Origin of the sequence: Serratia sp. CY47280 (genome assembly GCF_052168655.1) — a bacterium.
GTDB lineage: Bacteria > Pseudomonadota > Gammaproteobacteria > Enterobacterales > Enterobacteriaceae > Serratia > Serratia bockelmannii.
On record NZ_JBJNMG010000001.1, the window covers coordinates 1,811,992 to 1,836,708 of the forward strand.

Annotated in this window: 26 protein-coding genes; 12 read left to right on the top strand and 14 right to left on the bottom strand. The window is 58.1% G+C overall.

Going from position 1 to position 24,717, the window contains the following annotated elements; translation table 11 throughout:
• Positions 1–20 precede the first annotated feature (20 nt).
• The 3 genes from ACJ8J4_RS08770 to ACJ8J4_RS08780 form a co-directional block, all read right to left on the bottom strand.
• A complete protein-coding gene (locus tag ACJ8J4_RS08770; protein WP_025303734.1) occupies positions 21–821 on the bottom strand; it encodes a helix-turn-helix domain-containing protein in 801 nt (266 codons plus the stop codon).
• Between the two features lie 682 nt (positions 822–1,503).
• Positions 1,504–1,725 (bottom strand): hypothetical protein, encoded by a 222-nt coding sequence (locus ACJ8J4_RS08775; RefSeq protein WP_025303735.1) that lies wholly within the window; start codon positions 1,723–1,725, stop codon positions 1,504–1,506.
• Position 1,726: 1 nt separating this feature from the next.
• Positions 1,727–2,698, bottom strand: coding sequence for a TIGR04086 family membrane protein (locus tag ACJ8J4_RS08780; RefSeq protein WP_043140216.1), 972 nt, complete (start codon positions 2,696–2,698; stop codon positions 1,727–1,729).
• A 228-nt stretch (positions 2,699–2,926) separates the two neighbouring features.
• Between ACJ8J4_RS08780 and ACJ8J4_RS08785 the strand changes: the two genes are divergently transcribed.
• From ACJ8J4_RS08785 to dsdC, 3 genes are all read left to right on the top strand, one after another.
• Complete coding sequence (locus tag ACJ8J4_RS08785) at positions 2,927–4,423, top strand: helix-turn-helix transcriptional regulator (protein WP_264383671.1); 1,497 nt, start codon at positions 2,927–2,929, stop codon at positions 4,421–4,423.
• A 134-nt stretch (positions 4,424–4,557) separates the two neighbouring features.
• Entirely contained in the window at positions 4,558–4,809 is a 252-nt protein-coding gene (locus ACJ8J4_RS08790; protein ID WP_025303738.1) for a CsbD family protein, read from the top strand.
• A gap of 441 nt (positions 4,810–5,250) precedes the next feature.
• Entirely contained in the window at positions 5,251–6,180 is a 930-nt protein-coding gene (dsdC, locus tag ACJ8J4_RS08795; protein ID WP_264383672.1) for a DNA-binding transcriptional regulator DsdC, read from the top strand.
• A gap of 11 nt (positions 6,181–6,191) precedes the next feature.
• On the opposite strand, the gene ACJ8J4_RS08800 is transcribed toward dsdC, so the two are convergent.
• Genes ACJ8J4_RS08800 through ACJ8J4_RS08810 form a run of 3 tightly spaced genes read right to left on the bottom strand, consistent with a single transcriptional unit; the run spans position 6,192 to position 7,758 of the window.
• Positions 6,192–6,494 carry a hypothetical protein gene (locus tag ACJ8J4_RS08800; protein ID WP_049294901.1) on the bottom strand — a complete coding sequence of 101 codons (303 nt, stop codon included), beginning with the start codon at positions 6,492–6,494 and terminating at the stop codon, positions 6,192–6,194.
• 3 nt (positions 6,495–6,497) lie between these two features.
• Complete coding sequence (locus ACJ8J4_RS08805) at positions 6,498–7,421, bottom strand: DMT family transporter (protein ID WP_049203765.1); 924 nt, start codon at positions 7,419–7,421, stop codon at positions 6,498–6,500.
• Between the two features lie 46 nt (positions 7,422–7,467).
• Positions 7,468–7,758, bottom strand: a complete 291-nt coding sequence (locus ACJ8J4_RS08810) for a hypothetical protein (protein WP_264383673.1) — start codon at positions 7,756–7,758, stop codon at positions 7,468–7,470.
• A gap of 396 nt (positions 7,759–8,154) precedes the next feature.
• On the opposite strand from ACJ8J4_RS08810, the gene ACJ8J4_RS08815 reads away from it, so the two are divergent.
• Positions 8,155–9,306 carry a porin gene (locus ACJ8J4_RS08815; RefSeq protein ID WP_025303743.1) on the top strand — a complete coding sequence of 384 codons (1,152 nt, stop codon included), beginning with the start codon at positions 8,155–8,157 and terminating at the stop codon, positions 9,304–9,306.
• 58 nt (positions 9,307–9,364) lie between these two features.
• On the opposite strand, the gene mltB is transcribed toward ACJ8J4_RS08815, so the two are convergent.
• Positions 9,365–10,453: a lytic murein transglycosylase B gene (mltB, locus tag ACJ8J4_RS08820; RefSeq protein WP_060447968.1), complete on the bottom strand. Its 1,089-nt coding sequence runs from the start codon at positions 10,451–10,453 to the stop codon at positions 9,365–9,367.
• Between the two features lie 283 nt (positions 10,454–10,736).
• Here mltB and ACJ8J4_RS08825 point away from each other — a divergent pair, with 283 nt between their 5' ends.
• The 3 genes from ACJ8J4_RS08825 (at position 10,737) to ypdK (ending at position 12,343) form a co-directional block, all read left to right on the top strand.
• Positions 10,737–11,189, top strand: coding sequence for a DUF805 domain-containing protein (locus ACJ8J4_RS08825; RefSeq protein ID WP_043140239.1), 453 nt, complete (start codon positions 10,737–10,739; stop codon positions 11,187–11,189).
• A gap of 83 nt (positions 11,190–11,272) precedes the next feature.
• Positions 11,273–11,710 (top strand): antitoxin HicB, encoded by a 438-nt coding sequence (locus ACJ8J4_RS08830; RefSeq protein WP_025303746.1) that lies wholly within the window; start codon positions 11,273–11,275, stop codon positions 11,708–11,710.
• 558 nt (positions 11,711–12,268) lie between these two features.
• Positions 12,269–12,343, top strand: a complete 75-nt coding sequence (gene ypdK, locus ACJ8J4_RS08835; RefSeq protein ID WP_099782600.1) for a membrane protein YpdK — start codon at positions 12,269–12,271, stop codon at positions 12,341–12,343.
• 66 nt (positions 12,344–12,409) lie between these two features.
• Here the strand turns inward: ypdK and ACJ8J4_RS08840 are convergent, their stop codons facing one another.
• The 3 genes from ACJ8J4_RS08840 to ACJ8J4_RS08850 form a co-directional block, all read right to left on the bottom strand.
• Entirely contained in the window at positions 12,410–12,934 is a 525-nt protein-coding gene (locus ACJ8J4_RS08840) for a cytochrome b (protein ID WP_262237767.1), read from the bottom strand.
• Between the two features lie 110 nt (positions 12,935–13,044).
• Positions 13,045–14,274: an alanine transaminase gene (gene alaC, locus ACJ8J4_RS08845; protein WP_016926818.1), complete on the bottom strand. Its 1,230-nt coding sequence runs from the start codon at positions 14,272–14,274 to the stop codon at positions 13,045–13,047.
• Between the two features lie 119 nt (positions 14,275–14,393).
• Positions 14,394–14,933 (bottom strand): GNAT family N-acetyltransferase, encoded by a 540-nt coding sequence (locus ACJ8J4_RS08850; protein ID WP_049207371.1) that lies wholly within the window; start codon positions 14,931–14,933, stop codon positions 14,394–14,396.
• A gap of 168 nt (positions 14,934–15,101) precedes the next feature.
• Between ACJ8J4_RS08850 and ACJ8J4_RS08855 the strand changes: the two genes are divergently transcribed.
• The 3 genes from ACJ8J4_RS08855 to ACJ8J4_RS08865 all read left to right on the top strand — a co-directional run bounded on the left by ACJ8J4_RS08855 (position 15,102) and on the right by ACJ8J4_RS08865 (position 18,868).
• Entirely contained in the window at positions 15,102–16,346 is a 1,245-nt protein-coding gene (locus tag ACJ8J4_RS08855) for a DUF1479 domain-containing protein (RefSeq protein WP_049203742.1), read from the top strand.
• 99 nt (positions 16,347–16,445) lie between these two features.
• A complete protein-coding gene (locus tag ACJ8J4_RS08860) occupies positions 16,446–18,137 on the top strand; it encodes a sensor histidine kinase (RefSeq protein WP_043140258.1) in 1,692 nt (563 codons plus the stop codon).
• The gene (locus ACJ8J4_RS08865; protein ID WP_025303751.1) at positions 18,134–18,868 is read left to right on the top strand and encodes a LytR/AlgR family response regulator transcription factor; all 735 of its coding nucleotides are present in this window, start codon (positions 18,134–18,136) and stop codon (positions 18,866–18,868) included. Before ACJ8J4_RS08860 ends, ACJ8J4_RS08865 begins: the two co-directional genes overlap by 4 nt.
• A gap of 4 nt (positions 18,869–18,872) precedes the next feature.
• Here the strand turns inward: ACJ8J4_RS08865 and ACJ8J4_RS08870 are convergent, their stop codons facing one another.
• Positions 18,873–19,199 carry a DUF2502 domain-containing protein gene (locus ACJ8J4_RS08870; RefSeq protein ID WP_043140261.1) on the bottom strand — a complete coding sequence of 109 codons (327 nt, stop codon included), beginning with the start codon at positions 19,197–19,199 and terminating at the stop codon, positions 18,873–18,875.
• Positions 19,200–19,595: 396 nt separating this feature from the next.
• Between ACJ8J4_RS08870 and ACJ8J4_RS08875 the strand changes: the two genes are divergently transcribed.
• Positions 19,596–20,825, top strand: coding sequence for an L-lactate MFS transporter (locus ACJ8J4_RS08875; protein WP_025303753.1), 1,230 nt, complete (start codon positions 19,596–19,598; stop codon positions 20,823–20,825).
• Positions 20,826–20,895: 70 nt separating this feature from the next.
• Here the strand turns inward: ACJ8J4_RS08875 and glk are convergent, their stop codons facing one another.
• A complete protein-coding gene (glk, locus tag ACJ8J4_RS08880) occupies positions 20,896–21,858 on the bottom strand; it encodes a glucokinase (protein WP_025303754.1) in 963 nt (320 codons plus the stop codon).
• Between the two features lie 310 nt (positions 21,859–22,168).
• Here glk and ACJ8J4_RS08885 point away from each other — a divergent pair, with 310 nt between their 5' ends.
• Complete coding sequence (locus ACJ8J4_RS08885; RefSeq protein WP_025303755.1) at positions 22,169–23,416, top strand: ion channel protein; 1,248 nt, start codon at positions 22,169–22,171, stop codon at positions 23,414–23,416.
• On the opposite strand, the gene ACJ8J4_RS08890 is transcribed toward ACJ8J4_RS08885, so the two are convergent.
• Positions 23,413–24,105 (bottom strand): aspartate/glutamate racemase family protein, encoded by a 693-nt coding sequence (locus ACJ8J4_RS08890; RefSeq protein WP_025303756.1) that lies wholly within the window; start codon positions 24,103–24,105, stop codon positions 23,413–23,415. The two genes, ACJ8J4_RS08885 and ACJ8J4_RS08890, sit on opposite strands and share 4 nt — an antisense overlap.
• A 66-nt stretch (positions 24,106–24,171) precedes the next feature.
• On the bottom strand, positions 24,172–24,624 hold the full coding sequence (locus ACJ8J4_RS08895; RefSeq protein ID WP_025303757.1) for a multidrug/biocide efflux PACE transporter: 453 nt from the start codon (positions 24,622–24,624) through the stop codon (positions 24,172–24,174).
• Positions 24,625–24,717: the final 93 nt, after the last annotated feature.

Consider the following 24,717-nt stretch of genomic DNA (forward strand, 5'->3'; position numbering starts at 1 on the left):
GATGTCTCCTTTTCTCAACGCTACACCACAGGAATCAGTATATCGACATTAACAACTTCGCTGTTTAAATGCTCGTTTCTATATAGCTCGATAAAAAAGCTTTCCCTCATTTTGACATTAATGGCCGGCAGGTAAGCGTCATAGATGCTTTCAAAAAAATCAATGTACTCAGGCAACGCTCCCATAAAGGGAATAACAATATATTTCCCTCTGGGTATGTAGAAGTTAAAAATAGAGTGAAAAACCTCTTGTTCCTTACTATTTGAATGCCATTTACCCGCTCTGGTTTTTTCCACACCATAAGCTTTTCCATTCTTGCTTAACCATTTTTCATTAGTCTGCGTAATGTCACTGGCATCTCTGTATTTCCTTATGGAATGGAAAATCAATGCTTTGTACTGCTTTAACAACTCAATATCATCCGGCATGACCGTGTGATAAAAATAGGGCTTATTGTCATTGCCATACGGTGGGATCTGGATGGAGAAATCCCATCCCCGGCTGTTTCTAAAGCTGTTGGGCGTTTCGCCAAAGAAACGTTTGAATGCCCGCGTGTAACATTGCTGAGAGGCAAAGCCCGATGCCAAGGCGACATCCAGTATGTTCCCTTGATGTTGTTTAAGCAAAATTGCGGATCGGCTCAGCTTTCTGTGCCTGATATAAGTTCCGAGCGTCATACCAAAATAATGTTTAAACAGCCGTTGCAAATGCCATTTAGAATACCCTGAGATAATAGACACTTTCTCGACGGAAAGCCCCTCTATAATATTCTTCTCCATATACTCTAACACCTGTAAAAGAATATCTTTCCGATAGTCCATGTGCGCTCCTTGCCTTTATAAAAATCGTGTCCTTTTCATTAAAATCGTTAACCAACCAAACCAAGTCATTAAGATTAATCCTAAAAAAAATCACCTTGGCAGCGCCATTTTTGCGGCATAGGAAAAGTCATTACTTAAATAACTGAAAATGATCATGTTATATAAATCCACCCGCAAAAAAAACGGCAAAACAAAAACAACCCACATAAAGTGCTCCCGTCAAAGATGCATTTACATCTCCAGGGAGAATCACACTTTTTGCCAATTGTTTTATCTTAACGTGTTTTTTTACACTCCACTGGCATGGCCGAATAGGAATTTCATCATCACAAATTAAATCGTGATTTATTGTTTGGTCGGTTGATAAAATTATTGAACCTAATATGAAGAAGTAGGAACAATGTCGAGGAAGGATGCGGTGGATAAACGCAAGGCCTTAACCTCGGGCCAGATAATCGCAGAGCTTCATAGCGCGTTTCTTTTTTATCTTTTCCCAACAAAGCAGAATCGATGTTTCAACAAACCTTGTTCGATGCCCTACTTTACCTTCCACGCCAATTGGGGCGCCATTTATGCCTCGCTCTTCCCTCGTAACAGTGCCGTGTCTGCATACCCGTGCTTTGTTGCCACAGCACGGCAAAAAGCCCGGCTCGCCAGGCCGGGCTTTTCATTAACGGACTGATTAATCAGCCAGGTTGTCGATCTCTGCCGATCGGTGCTTGCGTAGCAGATTCAGCAGCAAAGATACCCGCCGCTCGGTGCGTTCCGGGGTATCCGGCGGCAGGTTGTAGCGCAAGGTGTAGCGCTCGTTGTTCTCGTTGCAAAAATCGATGACGAGCACGGGCGCGGACGCTCCCGCCACTTTTCGATAGTTCAGCGAGATGCACGACAGGTTTTTCCTCATCTCAACTTACCGCGACGGTACGGCGGGTTGATTCGGCAATCCGCCCCACGCCGGCGCTCAGCGCAGCGCCCAACAGCAGTATCAGCAGTGAGCCCCATGCGGCGCGAGACAGTTGTTTGGCCGCTTCATCAGCCGCTTCACGCGCTTTCTGCTCGGCTTCGGCCTTGAGTTTTTCCACCTTCTGCACCGCCTGCTGATAAGCCTGGGCGTAGTTATCGACGATTTGGCTCGCTTCATCACGGCTCTTGCCGGTGCGTGCCGCAACGATATTCACCAACGCATCCTTGTCGGCCGCACTCAACGTCGGCTCACCGGACTGCTTGACGCGTTCGAACCACTGCTTAAGCTCGGTAGCGGCCTGCGCCGGATCGGCAGCCGCGTCCATGGCTGATTGCTTGCCGTCGGCGGTCGCCCTATCGGCCTTCTGTTCCAACCGAGCCGGATCCAATTCCGGCTTGCCGGTCTGCTTGAGCGTGGCGTTCAACTGATTCTCCAGGCTTCCCCAGTCCAGGCTGATACCCTTTTTATCCAGCTGTTGCTTGAGGCCTTCACCCACGTTTGGCGCTGCCGCCGCCAGGCCGCTGCCCGCCAGCGAGAGCCCTTTACCCACCGCGCTGCCCGCCAGCCCCACCACGCCGCTTGCTAATGAAACCATCAGCCAGGTGGTCAGCAAGGTGGTGATCGCCCAGCTCAGCAGGCCATGCAAACCGCCGCGGTTCGGCGCAGTGCGTCCGGCGACGAACGCACCGGCGGCCAGCGATGCCAGCGTGGAAACCAGCAGCCAGATCCCGGTGCCGGTGCCAAAACCGCTCAGCGGATTGCCCTTTTGCATCATATCCACGGCCTGGGCACCGATAGCCGTACCCAGCACGCTGAAGATAAGATAAGTCACCAGCGCCACGGCACTCCCGGCCAATATCGAGCCCCATGACACCTGAAACGCAAAGCGATTTGATTCATAGACAGTGGTCATCGTTGTTCCTTATATTTTCTGGACAAGTGATTGCACGCACGGTGGATAACCGCGCAGACAAATTCAGTCTGCCGCGCGGCGGCGTCGGCCGTCCCAGTTCATTTGCGCCAGAATGCCTAGTGCATTCACACCCTGCGAATACGCACCTTATGCACTAAGCTGCTCAGCGAGTAGCGTAACCCGCGGCCCCGATCAGAGGCCGCTCCCCTTCTGTCTAGCGGAGAGCACATGAACCCATCCGTCCTGGCCAGCGAAACCCACCGCGGCCACCTGCAGCAAATCATCTCCGGCTTGTCCGACGGCGTGATCCTGACGGATACCGATCAAACGCTTCTCTGGGCTAACGAAGCCGCGTTGGCCATGCACGGCGTGAGCCACCAGAAAGCCCTGGGGGCTAATGCCGGCGAGTACGCGGCGCGTTTTGCACTGCGTTATCGCAACAACCACCCGCTGGCGCTGGAACAGTACCCGCTGAGCCGGGTTGCCGATGGCGAAACCTTCACCGATGTGGTGGTGGAGGTTCGGCAGGTCGACGATCCGGAGAGCTTCTGGGTGCACCGCCTGCGGAGCCTGATCATCACCGATGCGCAGGGGCAGCCGGAGCTGCTGGCGCTGATCCTGAGCGACGCAACGGAGTGGGCCAGCGCCGAACAGCGCTTTGAAAAAACCTTCAACGCCAATCCGGCGCCGGCGGTCATTTGTCGGCTAAGCGACCTGCGTTACGTCAAGGTCAACCAGGGGTTCCTCGATATGACCGGTTACCAGCGTGAACAGGTCATGGGGCGTTCGGTTTATGAACTCGACGTCTTGGAACAGGCAGAGCACAAAGAGCTGGCGGTTCAGCGCCTGGGGGAAGGCGCCACCATTCCGCAGATGGAGGCCGAGCTGAAACTGCCCGGCGGAGGAAGCAAGCTGGTGGTGGTTGCCGGTCAACCGCTGGATATCAATGAAGACGACTGCATGCTGTTCACGTTTACCGATCTCGAACCCCGGCGCCTGGCGGAATCGGCGCTGCGAGAAAGTGAAGAGCGGTTCGCCAAGGCATTTCGCCTGAGCCCGGTGCCGACGTTGGTGTGTACCGCAGACGAGAGGCGCGTGCTGGACGTCAACGAAGCGTTCACCCGCACCACCGAGTACGACGCCGAAGCGTTGATCGGCAAAACGGTCGATGAGATCCAGTTTATTGACGATCCCGAGGCGAACCGCCGTTTGTTTGCCGCACTGGAAAAAAGCGGCAACGTCGAAGGGTTGGATATCCAGGTGCGAAAGAAAGGGAGCGAGCTAATCGACTGCGTGGCCTCGGCGGATGCCGTCAGTATCCATAATGCGCCCTGCTACCTGTTGGTGCTCATGGACATTACCGAGCGTAAACGATCGGAGCTGGAGCTGGTGAATGCCATCGAAGAAGTGATGCAGGATGCCTCGTGGTTCAGCCAAACTTTGATCGAAAAACTGGCCAACGTAAAAAGCATCAACCGGCCCGACCAGGCTGGATTCACCGCCAGCGACCTCACGCCGCGCGAGCGCGATGTGCTGGAATTGATTTGCGAGGGGCTGCCGGACAAGAAAATCGCGGCGCGTCTCAATCTGGCGCTCAACACCATCCGCAATCATGTCGCGACGGTCTATTCCAAACTCGGCGTGCACAGCCGCAGCGAAGCCATCGTCTGGGCCAGAGAGCGCGGGCTGTTTACCGGCGGAGCGGCCTCCAGGAATGGCAAGTAGCCTGCAAATGCACTACCCGCACCGATGCAAACGCCCCTTATGAGCGCAGAGTGAAGTGCATAACATGGCGGTGCAAATGCAGGCTTTCGCTCTGTGCGAACGCCAAACGGATCGAACCTTAGGAGCACATCATAATGAACAGCGAAAAAGCCAATGGCATGATGGACAAAGTGGCGGGCAAAGCGCAGGAAATCGCAGGCGACGTCAGCGGTAACGAACGTTGGCAGGCCGAAGGCGTCACGCGCCAGGCAGTGGGCGCGCTGCAAGAAAAATACGGCGACGCCCTGAGCTGCGCCGGCAGTATGATGAAGAAAAACCCCCTCGCCGCGTTGGCACTCGTTGCCGGCGCAGGTTTGTTGGCCGGCCTGCTGCTGCGTCGCCGTTGATTAGCGCCGACGATCAACCTGCTTTTCCCTGAATGTTGTGCCCGGTGGGTAACCACTGGGCACGGTTCTCTGGCCAGGCGGGGCTCAGCGTTATCGATTGCTACCTCCATCTCGTTGGCATCCGGGCTTAACGCGTACTCAACGTCGCCATGCGACGGATGATTATGGCGAAACCGTTATATCCCGCAGGGAATATGAGCTTTTATCGTTCAGGCTGCGGTACACCGCCTTTACTCGCTGCTTAACGGCACCTCTTTTTATTATATTCGTCCTATTGCTGATTATCATCGCCCCCACCGTCTGTTATTTCCGGTTGTTATGCAATTCTCTTCAACATATCGAAATCCCTCGGCATAAAAACCGAATAGATCAATCAGGCTGGGTTTATCCTCCGCGCCATTAAATGTTAATATTGCCAGATTGTGCGCACGGAGAAATAGCATGTTCCCCAGTAAAAAACATTCACAGCGGGCGACCCCGCTGACCAGCTATCAATTTTCCCGGCTGCATACTTTTGAATGCGTCGCCCGCCATTTATCTTTTGCGCTGGCGGCTCAAGAATTGTCGATCACCCCCAGCGCCGTAAGCCACCGCATTAATTTGCTCGAAAAGGAATTGGGCTTTCTGCTGTTTCAGCGCTTTCATCGCAGAATTACCCTGACGCCGGAGGGCGAGCGCATGCAATGGGCGCTGGACAGTTCCTTCAACACCTTGAATCAGGAAATCCTGGACATCAAAAATCGCGAGTTGACGGGAACATTGACCCTCTACTCACACCCGTCTCTGGTGCAATGTCTGCTGCTGCCGCGCATCGGCGACTTTATCGCCCAGCACCCCACCATTCACCTCAACATTTTGACCGGGCAGGAAATCATCAACCTGGCCAACCGCGGCGTGGACCTGGCGATGTACTTCGGCAAACTGCCCTCGGGGCGGCATCTGGACGAGGCCTTTATGCAGGAATCGATGGTGCCGATTTGCACGCCGCAGTACGCCGCTGCACATAACCTGTACGATGCGCCGGAAAACCTGGCTCACTGTACGCTGCTGCACGATCGCTACAACTCCGGCGAAGATGAGTGGCAAACCTGGTCACAACACTTTGCGTTGGGGCTGGATACCGACAGTAAAAGCATGGAGTTCGACCGTTCCGATCTCGCGGTACTGGCCGCCACACGGCACCTTGGCATCGCCATGGGGCGGCTTAATCTGGTGCAGGACTGGATAAAAAGCGGCGAACTGATCATTCCGTTCACCAACATGACCGTGCCCTGTGAGCACTGCTATTTTACCTCGACCATTTCCGAACGGCAGTGGCCCAAGATCCTCGCGTTTAAGCAGTGGATCATGAAAATCTCCCCTCTGGTCTGATGGCCAGAGGGTTAGCGCTCTACTTTGGGGGAATAAGAAAAATGCAGCGCGCAGGCGTAGAGCCGGCCGGCCTTTGAATAAGAAATATATTTTCGACTTTTATCCCAGGTCAGCAGGGAATTATTGGCAAAATAATAAACCTCCAATCGCATCCCATTCGCCAACCTCGACCAGCCTCGGCTTCTTATCACGGTAAAATCACCGTTATCGCTGAGCGTAATCAGCGGCACGCCCCAAGCATAGCGGGATATTTGCAACTGAATAATGAATTGGCTTTCGCAGCTTATTTGGTAGTTCTGTACATCAACATCCATAATTTATATTTTTGGTGCCACCCTTCGGTCAAAATAAAGAAGATATGAACAACTCACCACGATTAACCCCAGCACGATCAGCACAGCACCCAATACAAACTCAATTTGCAGTGGTTCGCCGAGAATGGCGACCCCCGCCAGGATGCCGAATACCGGCGTCATAAAGGTGAGAATGCCCAGCGAGGAAGCCTGATAACGGCGCAGCAGTGAAAACCAGATCAGGTAGCTGAAAAACGACACGATCAGCGTTTGGAACAGCAGGCTGCACCAGGCCACCGGGCTCAGGACGACGTGCAAATTGCCCGTCGCTATCGCCAGCAGCGACAGCAGCACGCAGGCGCCCGTCAACTGGAATAACAACGTCTGTTTGGCCGGGCACTCCGCCAGACGCGTGGTACGGATCACCAGGGTAGAACCGCCCCAGGCGATCCCCGCCAGCAGGCCATAGAAATCGCCTTTCAGCCGATCGGCTCCGCCACTTCCCTCAGCCATGCCCGATATGGCCAGCACCACGCCGCCAAAGGCGATGAGCATGCCTAGCCACTGCACCGGCGACAGACGCTCCTGAGGAAGGAGAAAATGCAGACCGAGGGCGGAAAATAGCGGCGCGGTGTACAAAAACACCGCCATATGCGAGGCGCTGGTGTAGCGCAGCCCTTCGGAGACAAAAAAGAACTCCAGCGCGAACAATGCCCCTACGCTCAAACCGGCGCTCAGCGTGGCGCGATCCCAGGTGAAGCACTCGCCGCGGCAACGCGCCAACAGGTATACCCCCAGCGCGGCGAGGCCCGAGCGAATGGCAATTTGCAGCACCGCCGACACATCCTGCTCGGCGGCCTTGATCGCCACCTGCTGCATCCCCCAGATGGCGCAAAGCAGCACCATGGCGGCGGCGGCCCTGCCGTCAATACCGACTCTTGCATTCATAATAGAATTCTCGCCACCGTTGAAATAATCACAGGCCACCGTAGAATTATTCTTTATACACCACGATTTCCTGATAAAGTTTAATAACCTCACCATCGCTGTCGACGGAGTCGGTATATTCAGTTTGCTGCGCCAAATGAATCACCCGCCATCCTTTACGCGCCAATTCCGGGATCGTCAGGCGCCCCACGCCGCGGCAGGTAAACAGGGTATCGTCAGATAACCTGAGTTTGCTAACCTCTGCATAATCATAAGCTTGAGAATGGCAAACGTGCGACTCCGCCGCCATCACCGGTAATGAAAACAGCCCCACCAACAACATTAACAGATTTCTCATGGCGACCTCCCAATCGCTTATTCCTGCCGACCGATTACGCAGAAGAAGGCAAACGTTAATACGGCGGTGACAGGCTGAAATTAATTATCTCTTGCACGACTAAAATTACAGGCTGACGCCGATGACTGACAAATGAAAAATATAAACCTTGGCGTTAGATGAATTCATCCGAATCGAGAGACATAAATAATGGCGCTTTTCACCGCACGAAATGGTCAAAAACCGGCCAATAATTAGCAAGAAAAGTAATTATTTATCTCACCGTTTATGTTACAAATGCCGCCCGCCGCTAAAACACCAAAAAAACCGTCAAAATGCGTGAAAACGCAGCGTTCTGCGCAAAACATCGGCATGGCGGCGCTGATGGGGCGGTCATACATAAAACAGGGATAACACATGGCAATGAAATTGCGCGTAGTGACTCAAGCGGTGGCGCTGGGTCTGGCGATCGGCAGCGCGTCGTTCGCCGCTCAGGCAGAAATCACTCTGCTGAAGCAAGATCCACAGGCCGGCGATCCGCTCAGCCGCCTGAACTTTACCGTTGGCGGCAGCATCCGTCCGCAGTTCAACAACATGACGGGCGACGGTGACAAGGGCTCGTATAAGCGTAACGGCTTCGATGGCGGCACCCGTTTCCGTTTCGCAGCGGACTACTACCTGTTCGACGATATCAGCTGGATCAGCTACTACGAGCTGGGTGTGAACATTCCGGCGCTGTTTGACTGGGATCACCACTATGCCGACGGCGCGAGAAACACCAGCCGCCGTATGCTGTATACCGGCCTGAAAAGCAACACCTGGGGCCAGATGACCTTCGGTCAGCAAAACAGCGTTTACTATGACGTGGTTGGCGCCAAGACCGATATCTGGGACTACGACATGCTGGCCCAGGCACCGGGCAACGGCATCAACGGCGACTACGACGGCTCTTACCGTTCACGCAAAATGCTGAAGTACAAGAACCGCTTCGGCGATGCGGACGTTTACGCCTCGTACCTGTTCAGCGACAGCGACTACCTGCCGGGCAACGGCCTGCGTTATAAGCGCAAAGGCGGCGGCTCACTGGGTGTGGATTACCACATTACACAGGATCTGACCTGGGGTACCGCCTGGAACTACACCCGCGCCGAAATGCGCAACCCGTCCACCAGCGGCAGCAAGAGTTATGACCAGAACATTTTCGGTACCGCCATCAGCTGGAAACCGGATAACTGGACGCTCACCTTCGGCGGCGGTTACTACAACGACTTCCTGACCACCAAGAAAGCCGACGTCAACAATTACTTCGCCGGCGATGCGTGGGGTATCGAATACCTGGCCGGTTATACCGTGCCGGTGGGCCAGTACGCGGTGAAATCGGTGATGCCGTACTTCATGGGCGACCGCCTGGAATACATCAGCGGCCGCAACTACCAGCGCATCGACAACGGCCTCGGGGTTACCGTACAGTTTGACTACGGTTTCCGCGTTGACGTAGAGCACGTGCTGACATCGAGCACCGACAACCTCGGCGATATGACCGTGGTCCGTCTGCGCTACGATTTCTGATTGCTCAGAACGTAAAAAAGGCCGCGCAAGCGGCCTTTTTCGTTGTTTGAAGCAGCGGTCAGAAGCCGCCGCGCGCCGAGCGCCCTACCGCTTCGCCCAGTTGCCATACCGCCATGGCGTAATGGGTGCTGTGGTTATAGCGGGTGATAGCGTAGAAGTTCGGCAGACCGTACCAATACTGGTAGCCGGTGCCGACGTCCAGCCGCAGCAGGCTGGCCTCTTGGTTATCCCCGAGTGAACCCTGCGGGCTCAGGCCGGCTTCAGCCAGTGCGGCGACCGAGTAGCGGGTCTTGAAGCCGTTTTCCAACCCCGGCGCCTGGCCGTTGGCCTGAATGGCGACCGGCTCGCCCTTGGACCAGCCGTGCGCCTTGAAGTAATTGGCCACGCTGCCGATGGCATCGACCGGATCCCACAGGTTGATATGCCCATCGCCGTTGAAGTCAACCGCGTAGCTTTTGAAGGAAGAAGGCATGAACTGCCCATAGCCCATCGCGCCGGCGAAGGAGCCGCGCAGCTCGAGCGGATCGTCACCTTCGGTGCGCGACATCAGCAGGAAGGTTTCCAACTCACCGGCGAAGTAATCGGCGCGGCGCGGGTAGTTGAAGGCCAGCGTCGCCAGCGCGTCGATAATGCGGGTTTTACCCATTACGCGGCCCCAGCGGGTCTCCACGCCAATAATCCCCACGATGATCTCCGGCGGCACGCCGTACACCTGCCAGGCGCGCTGCAGCGCATCCTGATATTGATTCCAGAACACCACGCCGTTTTGCACGTTATCCGGGGTGATGAACTTGTTGCGGTAGCGCAGCCAGGAACCGTTCGGCCCGGTTGGCCCCTGAGTAGACGGCGTCGGCGCCTGTCTGTCCATCAGCCGCAGCACCGAGTCCAATCGCCGAGCCTGCGCCAGCACGTCGTGCAGCTGCTGCCGGTCAAACCCGTGTTCCTGCACCATCTTATCGATAAAGCGCGCGGTATTCGGGTTATTGGCGAAATCCCCTCCCAGCGGCGCGCCGCTGTGCGCCGGGCTCAGCAAAAAGCCGCCCTTTACCGGGGTGCTCTGCGGCGTAGCAGTGGTACTGGGTTTCGGCGTGCTGCTACAGGCAGCAAGCAAGGTAATCAGCGGTAAAAGCGCAACCAGGTGACGCATCGGATATCCATAGCCATGCAAGAGATAAGTGGGAGTTATGTTAATGCATTGTTCAACGCGAACAAACAGGATTATGCCGCCAATGACCGCGTCAGGTAGCCAAACGTGCCAAATTGTGACGTTTTGCTCGGTGAAAGGACGCCCTGTGCGGCCGCGTGGAATCTCAACCGCGACTAAATGAGAAAAATTATCACCTTGACGCCCCCGTTTACCCCGCTAGAATGCCCGGCTGCTTGCCATCCGGCCTCCGCCGGGCGGCCAATGATGACGACAACGGACTGTGATGGAATCTCTCGGACAACTCACCAAAGACCTTTACCGCGGGCGCATCTCGCGCAAACCCTTTGTTTTCTCGCTGGCGATCTTCGCCGTTGGCATCGTGCTGCTGTCGTTTCTGTCGACCTATCTGGATAAAAACCATTTTCGCGCCCATGCGCACGGCGACACCGAGGAATTCGTCTCGGTGCTGCTGTATCTGTTGTGCATCATGGTGTGGGCGCTGTTCTGTTTTGGCCTGGTGGCGTGGTTTATGGCCAAAACCGCGTTTCGCCTTAATGATATCGGCCTGCCCGGTTGGGTGCTGGCCGTCACATGCTACGTTTGCTCGGTGCTCAACAACTACTCCCCCGGCCCGGTGGCGCGCTGGCTGCCGCTGTTCAGTCTGGCCGTCATGATCTGCGCCCTACTGTTGCCGCCCGACGGGCTGCGTCGCAAGCCGCGTGAACATGCCGATTGAGCGCCATTCCGCTCAAGGCTATGGCTATCCGCCGGCCGCGCCGTCACAATAGCGCCTCATTCAGGTTTCAATCAGGGATTGCCATGTACAGCCACTACCCCGCCCATTACACCTTCGATAGCGACAGCGACGCCTGGCAGATCGGTTTCCACGACTTCCCCGAGTGGCAATCTGCCTGCTATAAACGCGAAGACATCGAGCTGGAAGCGCAGGAAAGCCTGCTGGCCGCCATCGCCGCCGCGATGGATGAAGGTCTGCCTCTGCCCGCCCCTTCTCCTGCGCAAACCGATGACTTGAAAGTACACCTGCCGGCGCTGGTGGCGCTGAAGATCGAACTGCACAATGCCATGCTACGCAAAAACACCGGCAAAGCGGCGCTGGCGCGCAAGCTGGGATTCAACGGCGGGCAAATGGAGCGGTTGCTGGATATCGGCTACGCCTCGAAGGTTGAAGCGCTGGAGCAGGCGTTGTATCTGCTGGGCTACGAAGTGCGCGTGACGATAAGCGAAGTTTGCCAATGAGTTAGCGCTAAGTTAGCGAAATATTCGTCAACAGGACTAAATTTTCCCCGTTTTGCGCCGATATGATGGCTACCTAATCACCTGTCGCAACAACGAAGGCTAAAAATGGAGTGGAGTCGCCGTCATATTTGGGCCGTTATTCTGCTGTCTTGTCTCGTTTTTTGGGTCATTTTGGCGACCGGCATCAACGCCGTCGCCTGAGCGCCCGCCGCTGCATTGTTTCATCCCCTATTTAACAGCCCGCCACGGCGGGCTAGTTCCTGTCGCCCGCCCATAAAAAGCGTTATAAAACAGCGCACCCTGTTCAAAAAATAGCCGAAAATTGTGATCAAAAACACAGTATTGAAATCAGACCAGTATTGAGAGTACATTAGCGCCGATCCTGTCGCGGTTCGGATTTTACCTCACGGAGCATGAGGCGCGACAACCGGACAGCCCGCGCTCGAGGACGTTGTTCTTTCGCTTGGAAGAATCCGCCCGACAAGCAGGCTGCCCATAAAATACTCAGCACAACAATCGGGATCATTGCTGGCGAGGACTCCAGACAGGAGTTGTTCAGTGAAATATTTTTTGATGGGCGTGTCATTCATGCTGGTTGCCTGGGTTGGCACCTTCATGTTGATGGTTGCCTGACGGTAGCCAGACCAGGAACACAGCCAAAGGGACGCGCAAGCGTCCCTTTGTCGTTTCTGTTAACGATCATTTGCCCGGCATCATGCGGCGCAAGGTGTCGTCCTTACGCAGGTAGTGATGAAACAGCGCCGCCAACGCATGTGCGCCAATGATAAAGTAGCCGATATTCGCCAGCGTCTCATGAACCGTTTTGACCAGCCTGCGCATCACCGGATCCGGCGTCACCCACTGCGGCATCGGCCAGCCCAGCAAAGACCACGATTTCCCGCCGTAGGCCAGGGTTAACATGCCCAGCAACGGCAACATCAGGAAGACCACGTACAGCAGCCAATGGAAGATCTTGGCGCCCACTTCCTGCCATTCCTCCAGCGGCGGCGTGGTCGGCGGCGTCGCGTGGAAAGCGCGCATGGCCAACCGAATCAGCATCAGGGCAAAAACCGATACCCCAAAATTAAAGTGCAGATTTTTGACCAGCGGCGCCCACGCCTCCGGCACTGAATCCTTCAGCAACATCGCCGCATAGGTGAGGATCACCATCAGCAAAGTCAGCCAATGTAAAACGATTTGCGATCGCGCGTAGCGGTTGCTCATACACTCTATCCAAAAAATAAAATTCAGCGTAGTTGAGCATAATGGGGAAATAATGAAGAAAACCTTGGGACGGAAAAAATAAGGCCGGGCGAACGCCCGGCCTGACAGGATTATTTGGCGCTGCCGGCTTTGCCCGGCTTCAGCAGCCCGTCCGCGCGGAACATCGCCTTGATACCGCGCACCGCCTGGCGGATACGGTCCTGGTTCTCGATCAGCGCGAAACGCACGTGGGTATCGCCGTAGTCGCCGAAGCCGATGCCCGGCGAGACGCAGACCTTGGCTTCCGCCAGCAGGCGTTTGGCAAATTCCAGCGAACCGAGGTGGGCATAAGGCTCGGGAATTTTCGCCCACACGTACATCGACGCCTTCGGGTTTTCCACCATCCAGCCCGCCTCATGCAGCCCCTTCACCAACACGTTGCGGCGCTGCCGATACTGCTCGGCGATATCGCGCACGCACTGCTGATCGCCTTCCAGCGCGGCGATGGCCGCCACCTGCAGCGGCGTAAAGGTCCCGTAGTCGTGATAGCTCTTGATGCGCGCCAGCGCGCTGACCAGTTCGGGATTGCCGACCATGAAACCGATGCGCCAGCCGGCCATGTTATAGCTTTTCGACAGGGTGAAGAACTCCACCGCGATGTCTTTCGCCCCCGGCACCTGCATGATCGACGGCGCTTTCCAGCCGTCATAAACGATATCGGCATAGGCCAGATCGTGGATCACCAGCACGTTGTACTGTTTGGCCAGCGCCACCACCCGCTCGAAGAAATCCAGCTCCACGCACTGCGCGGTCGGGTTGGACGGGAAGCCGAGGATCATCATTTTCGGGCGCGGAATGGTTTCCCGAATGGCGCGCTCCAGCTCACCGAAGAAATCCACACCGTCCACCAGCGGCACCGAGCGCACCTGGGCGCCGGCGATCACCGCGCCGTAAATGTGGATCGGGTAGCTGGGGTTCGGCACCAGTACCGTATCGCCGTGATCAAGGGTCGCCAGCATCAGGTGCGCCAGCCCCTCTTTCGAACCGATAGTGACGATGGCTTCGCTTTCCGGATCGATATCCACCTGATAACGATCGGCATACCAGCGCGAAATGGCGCGGCGCAGGCGTGGAATGCCGCGCGAGGTAGAGTAACCGTGGGTATCGTCGCGCTGGGCGACGGCGCACAGTTTTTCCACGATGTGCGGCGGCGTCGGGCCGTCGGGGTTCCCCATGCTGAAATCGATAATATCCTCACCGCGACGGCGTGCGGCCATCTTCAGTTCGGCGGTGATGTTGAATACGTAAGGGGGAAGGCGTTCAATGCGCGTAAAACGGCGCTGTGGACTGTTATCAGCCATAGGGGATTCCTCGATAGACGTTAGCGCCCGGACCGTCCGAGCGACGCTGGCCAGCGAACTGACCGAATATCGAACATAGCGCAGCGCCGACGAGCTTGTCGATACCTGGCGCGATATTTTTATTTGCCGCCCTGAAACTCCGCCGCCAACAGCCCGAACAGCCAGTCATCGCACCACTGATCCGCCAGACGGTAGTTGTCGCGCAGCGTGCCCTCCAGCTGAAAACCGCACGACTCCAGCAGGCCGCGCGAGGCAAGATTGCCCACGGTCACGGTGGCGGTCAACTTGTGAAAACCGCAGGCGTTCACCGCAAAATCCAGCACTGCCCGCAGCGACTCCTTGCCATAGCCCTTGCCCTGCCCGGAAGGCAAACTCCCGTATCCCACTTCCGCCTGCCGATATGGCGCCCAGTGCGGGCGAAAGCCGGTAATGCCCACCGCCTCTCCGCTGTGCTTCTCACGCATCACCAGACACAACCACTGCTCGCCGTGTTTGTCCCAGGCCGGCAGCCGCTCTTCGAACCGAGCGCGGATCTCCGCTTCGCTGCGCGGATCGGAGATGTAACGGATCACCTCGGGATCTTGGTACAGGCGCAGAAACAGCGGCCAATCCTCGACGGTTATCGACAGTAAGTGCAGACGTTCAGTGACCAGCTTCATAAAATCTCCGAAAAACGAAAAAGAGGAACTTACGAATGAAAGATATCTCTTTATTTTCCCCGATTGGTTGCCGATAATCATTCACGTTAAAACCACAAAACCTTAACGTCTTGCCCGATTCCCTACAACTGCCCGCCGCCGTTATCCACGCGGCACCAGGAGAACACCATGGCCTCTTTAGTCATCGACGATATTCCGCAGACGATCGTTAACGTCAAGCGCCAGCTGCGCCAGGCATTGCCGAACTACCGCGACGTCTTTCTAGCGCTGGAAGAGAACATCCGCGGCCAGGTCGAACAGATCCGCCGCGAGCTGGCCGCCGGCCATAATCCGGTGCCGCAGATCGACGCAGAAGATATCCTGCAGCAGCGCGTCAGCGAGCAGCAAATAGCGCTGATCAAACAGCGCGGCGCCTGCGCCATTCGCGGCGTGTTCCCCCGCGCCAAGGCCGAAGGCTGGAACCGGGAAATCGGCGACTACCTTGAGCGCAACAACTTCGTCGAACGGTTGAAAAACGCCGCCGAAGACAACTATTTCGGCAAGTTGGCCGCCAGCAAGCCGCAGATTTACGGCATCTATTGGTCAAAACCGCAGGTTGAAGCGCGGCAGGATGCGCGCATGCATGCGGTGCAGGTGTTCCTCAACAGCCTGTGGGCCACCGAGAGCAACGGCAAACAGCATTTCGATCCGACCCGCGTCGCCACCTACGCCGATCGCACCCGCCGTCGCCCGCCGAACTCCTCGTCGCTGGGCCTGTCGCCGCACGTCGACAGCGGCACCATTGAGCGCTGGCTGGACGAAAACTTCCGCTATGTGTATCGCCACGTTTTCTCCGGCGACTGGCAGCAGTACGATCCTTTCGCCGCCGACGGCCGCACCGAGGTGCGCGAAATAGCCTCCCCGGCGGTCTGCTCGATGTTCCGCACCTTCCAGGGCTGGACGGCGCTGACGCCGCAGCGCACCAACGCCGGCACGCTGAACCTGGTGCCGATCGCCAACGCCATGGCCTATGTGCTGCTGCGCGCGCTGCAGGACGACGTCGCCGACGACGATCTGTGCGATGCGGCACCGGGCCGCGCGCTGTCGATCTCGGAAAAGTGGCATCCCCTTTTATTAAGTGGGATTTCCCCCATTCCCGATCTGGAGCCGGGCGACACGGTCTTTTGGCACTGCGATGTGATCCACGCGGTGGAGAACGAGCATAACGGCGAGTTCGACAGCAACGTGATGTACATCGCTGCCGCGCCGGGCTGCGAGAAAAACGACGCCTATCTGCAGCGCCAGCTGCCGAGCTTTATCGACGGCAGAACGCCGCCAGACTTCGCCCCTGACGACTTCGAGGTGGATTTCGACGGCCGCGCCACCGTCGACCTGCTGACGCCACTGGGCAAAGCGCAGCTCGGCATGGGCTGATCCCCCGCCCGTGGCGCACGCCACGGGCCCCTTTCGCTGTGGTATACTGCCGCCATCCGTAAGCCGCAGCGAGAACCCGTCGTGCACCCTTTTTTTGAAATGCTGTTGGCGGTGTTTGATCGCGCCGCGCTGATGTTGATCTGTCTGTTTTTCCTGACCCGCACCCGGCTGTTCCGCCAACTGCTGCAAAAAGAAGACCATACGCCGCTCGAGCTCGGCATCGTCACGGCGATCTTCTCGCTGTTCGCGCTGTTCAGCACCTACTCCGGCATCAACGTCGAAGGATCGCTGGTTAACGTGCGCGTCATCGCCATCATGGCCGGCGGCATCCTGTTCGGCCCCTGGGTGGGGATCGTCACCGGCATCATCGCCGGCGTGCACCGTTATCTGATCGACATCGGCGGCATCACCTCGGTGCCTTGTCTTATCACCAGCATCATCGCCGGCATCAGCGCCGGTTACATCAACCTCAAGGTGAAAAAAGAGCAGCGCTGGCGTGCCGGCATCGTCGGCGGCATGCTGTGCGAATCCCTCACCATGCTGCTGATCGTGCTGTGGGCCAAGCCGACCGAGCTCGGGCTGGACATCGTGTCGCAGATCGCCCTGCCGATGATCCTCGGCACGGTGTGCATCGGCCTGATCGTGCTGCTGGTGCAGAGCGTCGAGGATGAGAAAGAAGTGATCGCCGCGCGCCAGGCCAAGCTGGCGCTGGATATCGCCCACAAGACGCTGCCCTATTTCCGCAACATCAACAGCGAATCGCTGGCCACCATCTGCGATATCATCCGCCAGGATATCCGCGCCGACGCGGTGGCGATCACCGATACCCATCAGGTGCTGGCTTACGTCGGCGTAGGGCGCGAAGCCTACCCGATCGGCCGCGAAGGGCTGAGCCGCGTCACTCGCGAAAGCATTCGCCACGGCAAAATCATCATCAAAAACAACCTGGAAAACCCGGCCGCGCCGCAGATCCATTCGCAGCTGGTGGTGCCGCTGTGGGAAAAAGGCGAAGTGACCGGCGCGCTGAAAATTTACTACTGCCACGCTCACCAGATCACCAACACGCTGAAGGTGATGGCGGTCGGGCTGTCGCAGATCATCTCCACGCAGATGGAGGTTTCGCGCATCGAGCACCTGCGCCAGATGGCGGATAAAGCCGAAATGCGCGCGCTGCAGAGCAAGATTAACCCGCACTTCCTGTTCAACGCGCTGAACGCCATCTCTTCCTCCATCCGCCTGAATCCGGACACCGCGCGCCAGCTGATCATCAACCTGTCGCGCTACCTGCGCTACAACCTGGAGCTGAACGACGAACTGATCGATATCCGCAAGGAGCTGCATCAGATCCAGGATTACATCGCCATCGAACAGGCGCGTTTCGGCGCCAAGCTGACGGTGATTTACGACATCGACGACGACGTCTCGGTGCGCATTCCGAGCCTGCTGATCCAGCCGCTGGTGGAGAACGCCATCGTGCACGGCATCCAGCCCTGCAAGGGCAAAGGGGTAGTGGTGATCGCAGTGAAAGATCAGGGCGACCGGGTGAAAATATCGGTGAAGGATACCGGCCACGGCATCAATCAGGAAACCATCGATCGGGTGGCGCGCAACGAGATGCCGGGCCACAATATCGGCCTGCTCAACGTACACCACCGCGTGTCGCTGCTGTACGGTGAAGGGCTGCATATCCGCCGCCTGGAGCCGGGCACTGAAATCGCGTTCTACATCAGCAAAAACGGCGGCAAGCTGCATCAGGAGCCGAGCGCGCCGCCGGTCGGGGAGGCCTTATGAAAGCCATTATCGTGGAAGACGAATTCCTCGCGCAGGAAGAACTCAGCTACCTGATCAAGAAACACAGCAATATCGATATCGTCGCCACCTTCGAGGATGGCCTCGACGTCCTCAAATACCTGCAGACTCACCAGGTCGACGCCATTTTCCTCGACATCAACATCCCGTCGCTGGACGGCGTGTTGCTGGCGCAAAACATCAGCAAATTCGCGCATCGCCCGTCGATCGTGTTCATCACCGCCTATAAAGAGCATGCGGTGGAAGCGTTCGAGATCGAAGCGTTCGACTATATCCTCAAGCCCTATCACGAGGCGCGCATCGTCACCATGCTGCAAAAGCTGGAGGCGCTGCATCATCGCCCCGCCGGCGCGACGGAGCCGGCCAGCGCGCCGAGCCGCGGCAGCCACAGCATCAACCTGATCAAAGACGAGCGGATCATCGTTACCGACATCAACGACATCTATTACGCCGCCGCCGATGAAAAGGTGACGCGGGTCTATACCCGCCGGGAAGAGTTCGTGATGCCGATGAACATCACCGAGTTTTACGGCCGGCTGCCGGAAGAGCATTTCTTCCGCTGCCACCGCTCTTACTGCGTTAACCTGGCGAAGATCCGCGAGATCGTGCCCTGGTTCAACAATACCTACATTCTGCGGCTGAGCGATCTCGAGTTTGAAGTGCCGGTCAGCCGCAGCAAGGTGAAAGAGTTCCGCAAGCTGATGCGCCTGTAAGCGCTTACCAGCGTGGGCCCGGACGGTAGTAATACCCCGGCGGTGGCGGCATGCGGTAATGCGGCCGGTCGCGCCAGTCGCGCCGCGGCGGCCCGTAGTAAATCACCCGGGGCGGCGGGCCGTAATAGTACCCGCGCGGGCGTTCATACCGGCGGTGATCGGCCCACCAGCGCGGATCGCGCCAGCGATAGCCGTCCCAGTAATGGCCGCGATTGTCGCGATCGCCGATATGCAACGACAGGCCAGGCACGTTCACGCCGATGGAGACGTCGGCCTGGCTCGCCAGCGGCAGCGCCAGCAGCGCAGCCAGTAACAACAGCGTTTTTTTCATTTCATGGCTCCTGCAGAGCGGACCTTGTCCGATCGCAGATAACATAGCCCCGCGCTCACCGCCGCTCTATAGGCGCAATGCCGATTTACGCCTTTCAGACGCATCCTTCACAATTCCACCACAATCGTTCACCGGCGATTAACAATAAATCGTTGATATCTTTGATGTAGATCACGTGTCACCCCCGGCATTTCACGGGCTTTCAGGCGCAAAAACGGCAACTCACGCCGCATAAAATGCATTTCATTCCTTCCGTCGTGCAACTCATTCCCGATCCGCCGCCCGCCGGGGGTGCCGGCCATATAATAAGCCCATACCGCGGGAACACAGATTCACCCCGCAAATTTCAGCCAACGGCTCACGCCCGGCAACGCACACACAGGAAGGAGACCGGCCATGAACACCAAACCGGCAAATCGCAGCTTAATCGTTCTCGGCACCATCATCTGTCAGATGGGTCTGGGCACCATCTACACCTGGAGCCTGTTCAACCAGCCGCTGGTCGACAAGTTCCACTGGGGGCTGGCAGACGTCGCCACCACCTTCTCCATCACCAGCTTCTTCCTGGCCTTCGCCACGCTGTTCGCCGGCAAGCTGCAAGAACGCTTCGGCATCCGCAATCTGACGCTGTGTTCCGGCATCCTGGTCGGCCTGGGTCTCATCGCCAGCGCCCACGTCAGCTCGCTTGACATGATTTACCTGCTGGCCGGCGTGGTGGTGGGCTTTGCGGTCGGTATCGCCTACATCTCCACCCTGTCCAACCTGATTAAGTGGTTCCCCGCCAACAAAGGCCTGATTTCCGGCATCTCCGTCGGCGCCTTCGGCAGCGGTAGCCTGCTGTTCAAATACGTCAACGCCGCCCTGATCGCCGACGTCGGCGTTTCCGGTGCCTTCTTCTACTGGGGTGCCATCGTGATGGGCCTGATCGTCGTCGGCTCCCTGCTGCTGAAAGAGCCGGTGCTGGCGACCAACGCCGCACAGCCAGGCGCCAACGGTCTGGGTAACGACTACAGCGTGCGTCAGATGCTGGCCACCAAAGAAGCCTACCTGCTGTTCACCATCTTCTTCGCTGCCTGCATGAGCGGTCTGTATCTGATTGGCATCGTGAAAGACATGGGCGTTCAACTGGCCGGGATGGACTTGGCCACCGCCGCCAACACAGTGTCCGCCGTCGCCATCTTCAACACCGCCGGCCGCATCATCCTGGGTACGCTGTCCGATAAAGTGGGCCGCATGCGCGTCATCAGCTTCACCATGCTGGTTACCGTGCTGGCGATTGTCGCCCTGAGCTTCATGACTCTGAACCACACGCTGTTCTTCATCTGCGTCGGCGCGGTGGCCTTCTGCTTCGGCGGCAACATCACCGTGTTCCCGGCGATTGTCGGCGACTTCTTCGGCCTGAAAAACCACAGCAAGAACTACGGCATCATCTACCAGGGCTTCGGCCTGGGCGCGCTGGCCGGTTCGTTCGTCGCCAAATACTTCGGCGGCTTCCACGCCACCTTTATGGTGATTGGCGTCCTGTCCGCCGCTTCTCTGCTGATTACGCTGTTCATCAAAGCGCCGAAGGCGGTGGCAGCGGAAACGGTAGAAACCGCCCAAACGGCGGAGCTGGCCAAAGCCTGATACCCCACGAAAAAGACAAGGGGCGCAATCTGCGGATTGCGCCCCTTTTTTTATCGTGCCGCCGCGTTGCTTACAGCTGCATGCCCAGCGTCTGGCGCAGATGCGCGCCGGCCCCCAGCAGGCCCGGTTGGCCATGGGTTATCATGAACACCGGAATGTCTCGCACATAGTCGCGGAAGCGCCCCTTGTCTTCGAAAGCGGCGCGGAAGCCCGAGGCCTTGAAGAATTCCATAAAGCGCGGCACGATGCCGCCGGCGATGTACACGCCGCCAAAGGTGCCCAGATTCAGCGCCAGGTTGCCGCCGAAGCGCCCCATGATCACGCAAAACAGCGACAGCGCACGGCGGCAGTCGATGCAGCTGTCGGCCAGCGCCCGCTCGGTAATGTCCTTCGGCTCCAGTTTCTCCGGCAGGCGGTTGTCCGCCTTGACGATGGCGCGATACAGGTTGACCAGGCCCGGCCCGGACAGCACGCGCTCGGCGGAAACGTGCCCCACTTCACCGCGCAGCACCTCCAGAATAATGTCTTCTTCTTCGCTGTTCGGTGCGAAATCGACATGGCCGCCCTCGCCCGGCAGGCTGACCCAGCGGCGATCGACCTGCACCAGGTGGGCAACACCCAGCCCGGTGCCGGCGCCGTACACCGCGATCGGTTTGCCCGGCTGCGCATCGCCGCCGCCAAACTGCAGCACGTCGTCCGGCGAGAGCATCGGGATCGCCATCGAGACGGCGGTGAAATCGTTGATCACTTCCAGATGACTCAACCCCAGGTTGGCCTTCATTTCTTTGATAGAGAACGCCCAGCTGTGGTTGGTCATCGCCACCCAGTCTTCCGTCACCGGGCAGGCGATCGCGATACAGGCATCCTGCACCTCGATATCGCACGCTTTCAGGTAGTGGCGGATCACCGCCTCCAGGCTGTCGAACTCCAGGCCGGAATAGGTTTTCGCCTGGGTAATTTCACCCGTCGCAACAGTGCACAACGCCAGGCGGGCATTGGTGCCGCCAACATCACCCACGAGGGCATAGGTCATTGATTTCGTCTCCGCAAAATGAAAAATAAAAAGCTGCCCACACTGTAAAATCCTGCTGCGAAAACAACAATCACCCGCCTCGGATCTGCGCCCCAATAGCGATCCGGATCACAAAAAACGTTTCAGCTTGCCTGTGATGCCGCGATTTGAAACAAATTGCGGCAAAAAACGCGCCGCCGCGACTGTTAACCGTCATCGACGCCGGGCAATATCAATGCGTGCCTGCTCGCCGATAGTCTGGCAAGCTGTGGCCACTGCCCAACCACCCGCTCTCCCTGCCCTGCATGGAGGCATCGACAAGGGATTATCCATGCTGCATCCGCGCGCCAATGCCATGTTGGCCTTTGCTTTGCCTGCGCTGATTATCGGTTCCGCCTCCAGTCTGGTGCTGCTATTGATGATGAAAGTCGCCGCTACGCTGCAGCAATGGCTGTGGGTGACGCTGCCCGACGCGCTGAGCCTGGACGCCCAGGCACCCTGGTGGCCGCTCGGCATGCTAACGCTGACCGGCGTGGCGGTCGGCCTGATCGTGCGCTACATGCCGGGCCACGCCGGGCCGGATCCGGCGACGGAATCGCTGATCGGCATGCCGCTGCCGCTCTCCGCCCTGCCGGGGCTGGGATTGGCGCTGATCGTCGGCCTGGCCGGCGGCGTCAGCCTGGGGCCGGAAAACCCGATCACCGCCATCAATATCGCGCTGGTGGCGGCGGCGGGGGCGCGCCTGCTGCCGAAGGTGCCGCGCATGGACTGGATCATCCTGGCGGCCGCGGGCACCATCGGCGCGATGTTCGGCACGCCGGTCGCCGCCGCACTGATCTTCTCGCAAACCCTGGCGGGCAATAACGAAACGCCGCTGTGGGATCGGCTGTTCGCCCCGCTGGTGGCCGCCGCCGCCGGCGCGGTCACCACCCAGATGTTCTTCGTACCCAATTTCGCCCTGCAGCTCGACGCCTACGACGTAACGCGACTGCCGGACATCTTCAGCGGCGCCATCGTAGCGCTGATCGCCATCGCGCTCGGCATGGTGGCGCTGTGGTGCTTCCCACACGTTCACCGCCTGTTCCATTCGATGAAGAATCCGGTGTTGATGTTAGGACTGGGTGGCTTTGTGCTGGGCCTGCTGGCGCTGGTGGGCGGAGAGATTACCCTGTTCAAAGGGCTGGATGAAATGAAGCGCCTCGCGGCAGACGGCAACTATTCGGTGCCGGCGCTGTTGACCGTTACCCTGACCAAGCTGGCGGCGCTGGTGATCGCCGCCGCCAGCGGCTTTCGCGGCGGGCGCATCTTCCCGGCGGTGTTCGTCGGGGTGGCGCTGGGGCTGATGCTGCACCAGCACGTTCCGGCGGTGCCGGCGGCGATCACCGTCTCCTGCGCCATCATGGGGCTGGTGCTGGTGGTCACGCGCGACGGCTGGCTCAGCCTGTTCATGGCGGTGGCGGTGGTGCCGGATCTGCACCTGCTGCCCGTCTTATGCATCGTGATGCTGCCCGCCTGGCTGACGCTGGCAGGCAAACCGCTGATGCTGGTGAACCGCCGGCAACCGCCGCACGACGATTAGTCCAGCGCGAACGCCGCGGCGGCGCGGGCGTGGATCGCGGTGGTGTCGAACACCGGCACCGACGCATCCCGCTCGCTCACCAGCAACCCTATCTCGGTGCAGCCGAAAATAATCCCCTGCGCGCCCTGTTGCTCCAGGTCGCTGATGATCCGGCGATACTCATCGCGCGAGGCATCGCGAATGTTACCGAGGCACAGCTCGTCATAGATGATGCGGTGCACGATGTCACGATCGGCGCTGACCGGCGTCACCACATCAATGCCGTGCAATTCCTGCAGGCGGCCGCGGTAGAAGGTCTGCTCCATGGTAAAACGCGTGCCCAGCAGCCCGACGCGGCGAATGTTTTTTTCCCGCACCTGCAGCGCCGTGGCGTCGGCGATGTGAATCAGCGGCAGGCCGCTGGCCTGCTCGACCGCCTCCGCCACCTTGTGCATGGTGTTGGTGCAGATCACGATGGCTTCGGCGCCGGCGGCGCGCAAAGCCACGGCGGCCTCGGCCAGCAGCCGGCCGGCACCATCCCAATCGCCCTGATGCTGCAAGCGTTCAATTTCCTGAAAATCGACGCTGTAGAGCACGATTTTGGCCGAATGCAGCCCGCCGAGGCGCGCCTTTACCTGCTCGTTGATGGTGCGGTAATACGGAATGGTGGATTCCCAACTCATGCCGCCCAGCAGACCCAACACTTTCATCCTTCGTTCCTCAGCATTTCCGACGATCCTCTGACCTTACCTGAGAATCGCCGGGCTGACGACGCCTTATTTGACGCCGGAATTGATCGGCTGGCGCGCTTCGAACCAGCGCTGGCGCAGCGTGTCGTACAGCCAGTTATAGGCCATGGTGTACGGCAGGAAGAACAGGAAGAAACCGATTTCCAGCATAAACGCCTGCGCCCAGGAGATACTCAGCATCCAGGCGGCGATCGGCACGCCGATCAGGATAAAACCGGCTTCAAAGCCGACGGCGTGCAGCGCGCGCACCTTCAGGTTACGCACCACCCGGCTGGCCGGCCACAGGCGGTCGAACACCGTGTTGTAAACCATGTTCCACAGCATCGCGACGGTGGAGAGCATCACCGCCAACGCACCGACCTGCACCATTGAGCGGTTCAGCAGCCACGCGCCCAGCGGGGCGCAAACCATCACGGCGATGGCCTCGAAACCGACGGCGTGGACGATACGTTCAATGAGAGACTTGTTTTGCAGTTGCATACATCACCTTTTTTTCAACAGTTGTTGCGAAAGCCAGGTGATTATCATCGCTTTTTTGGGTAGATTAAAAATAGATTCCATCGATAAAGTAGA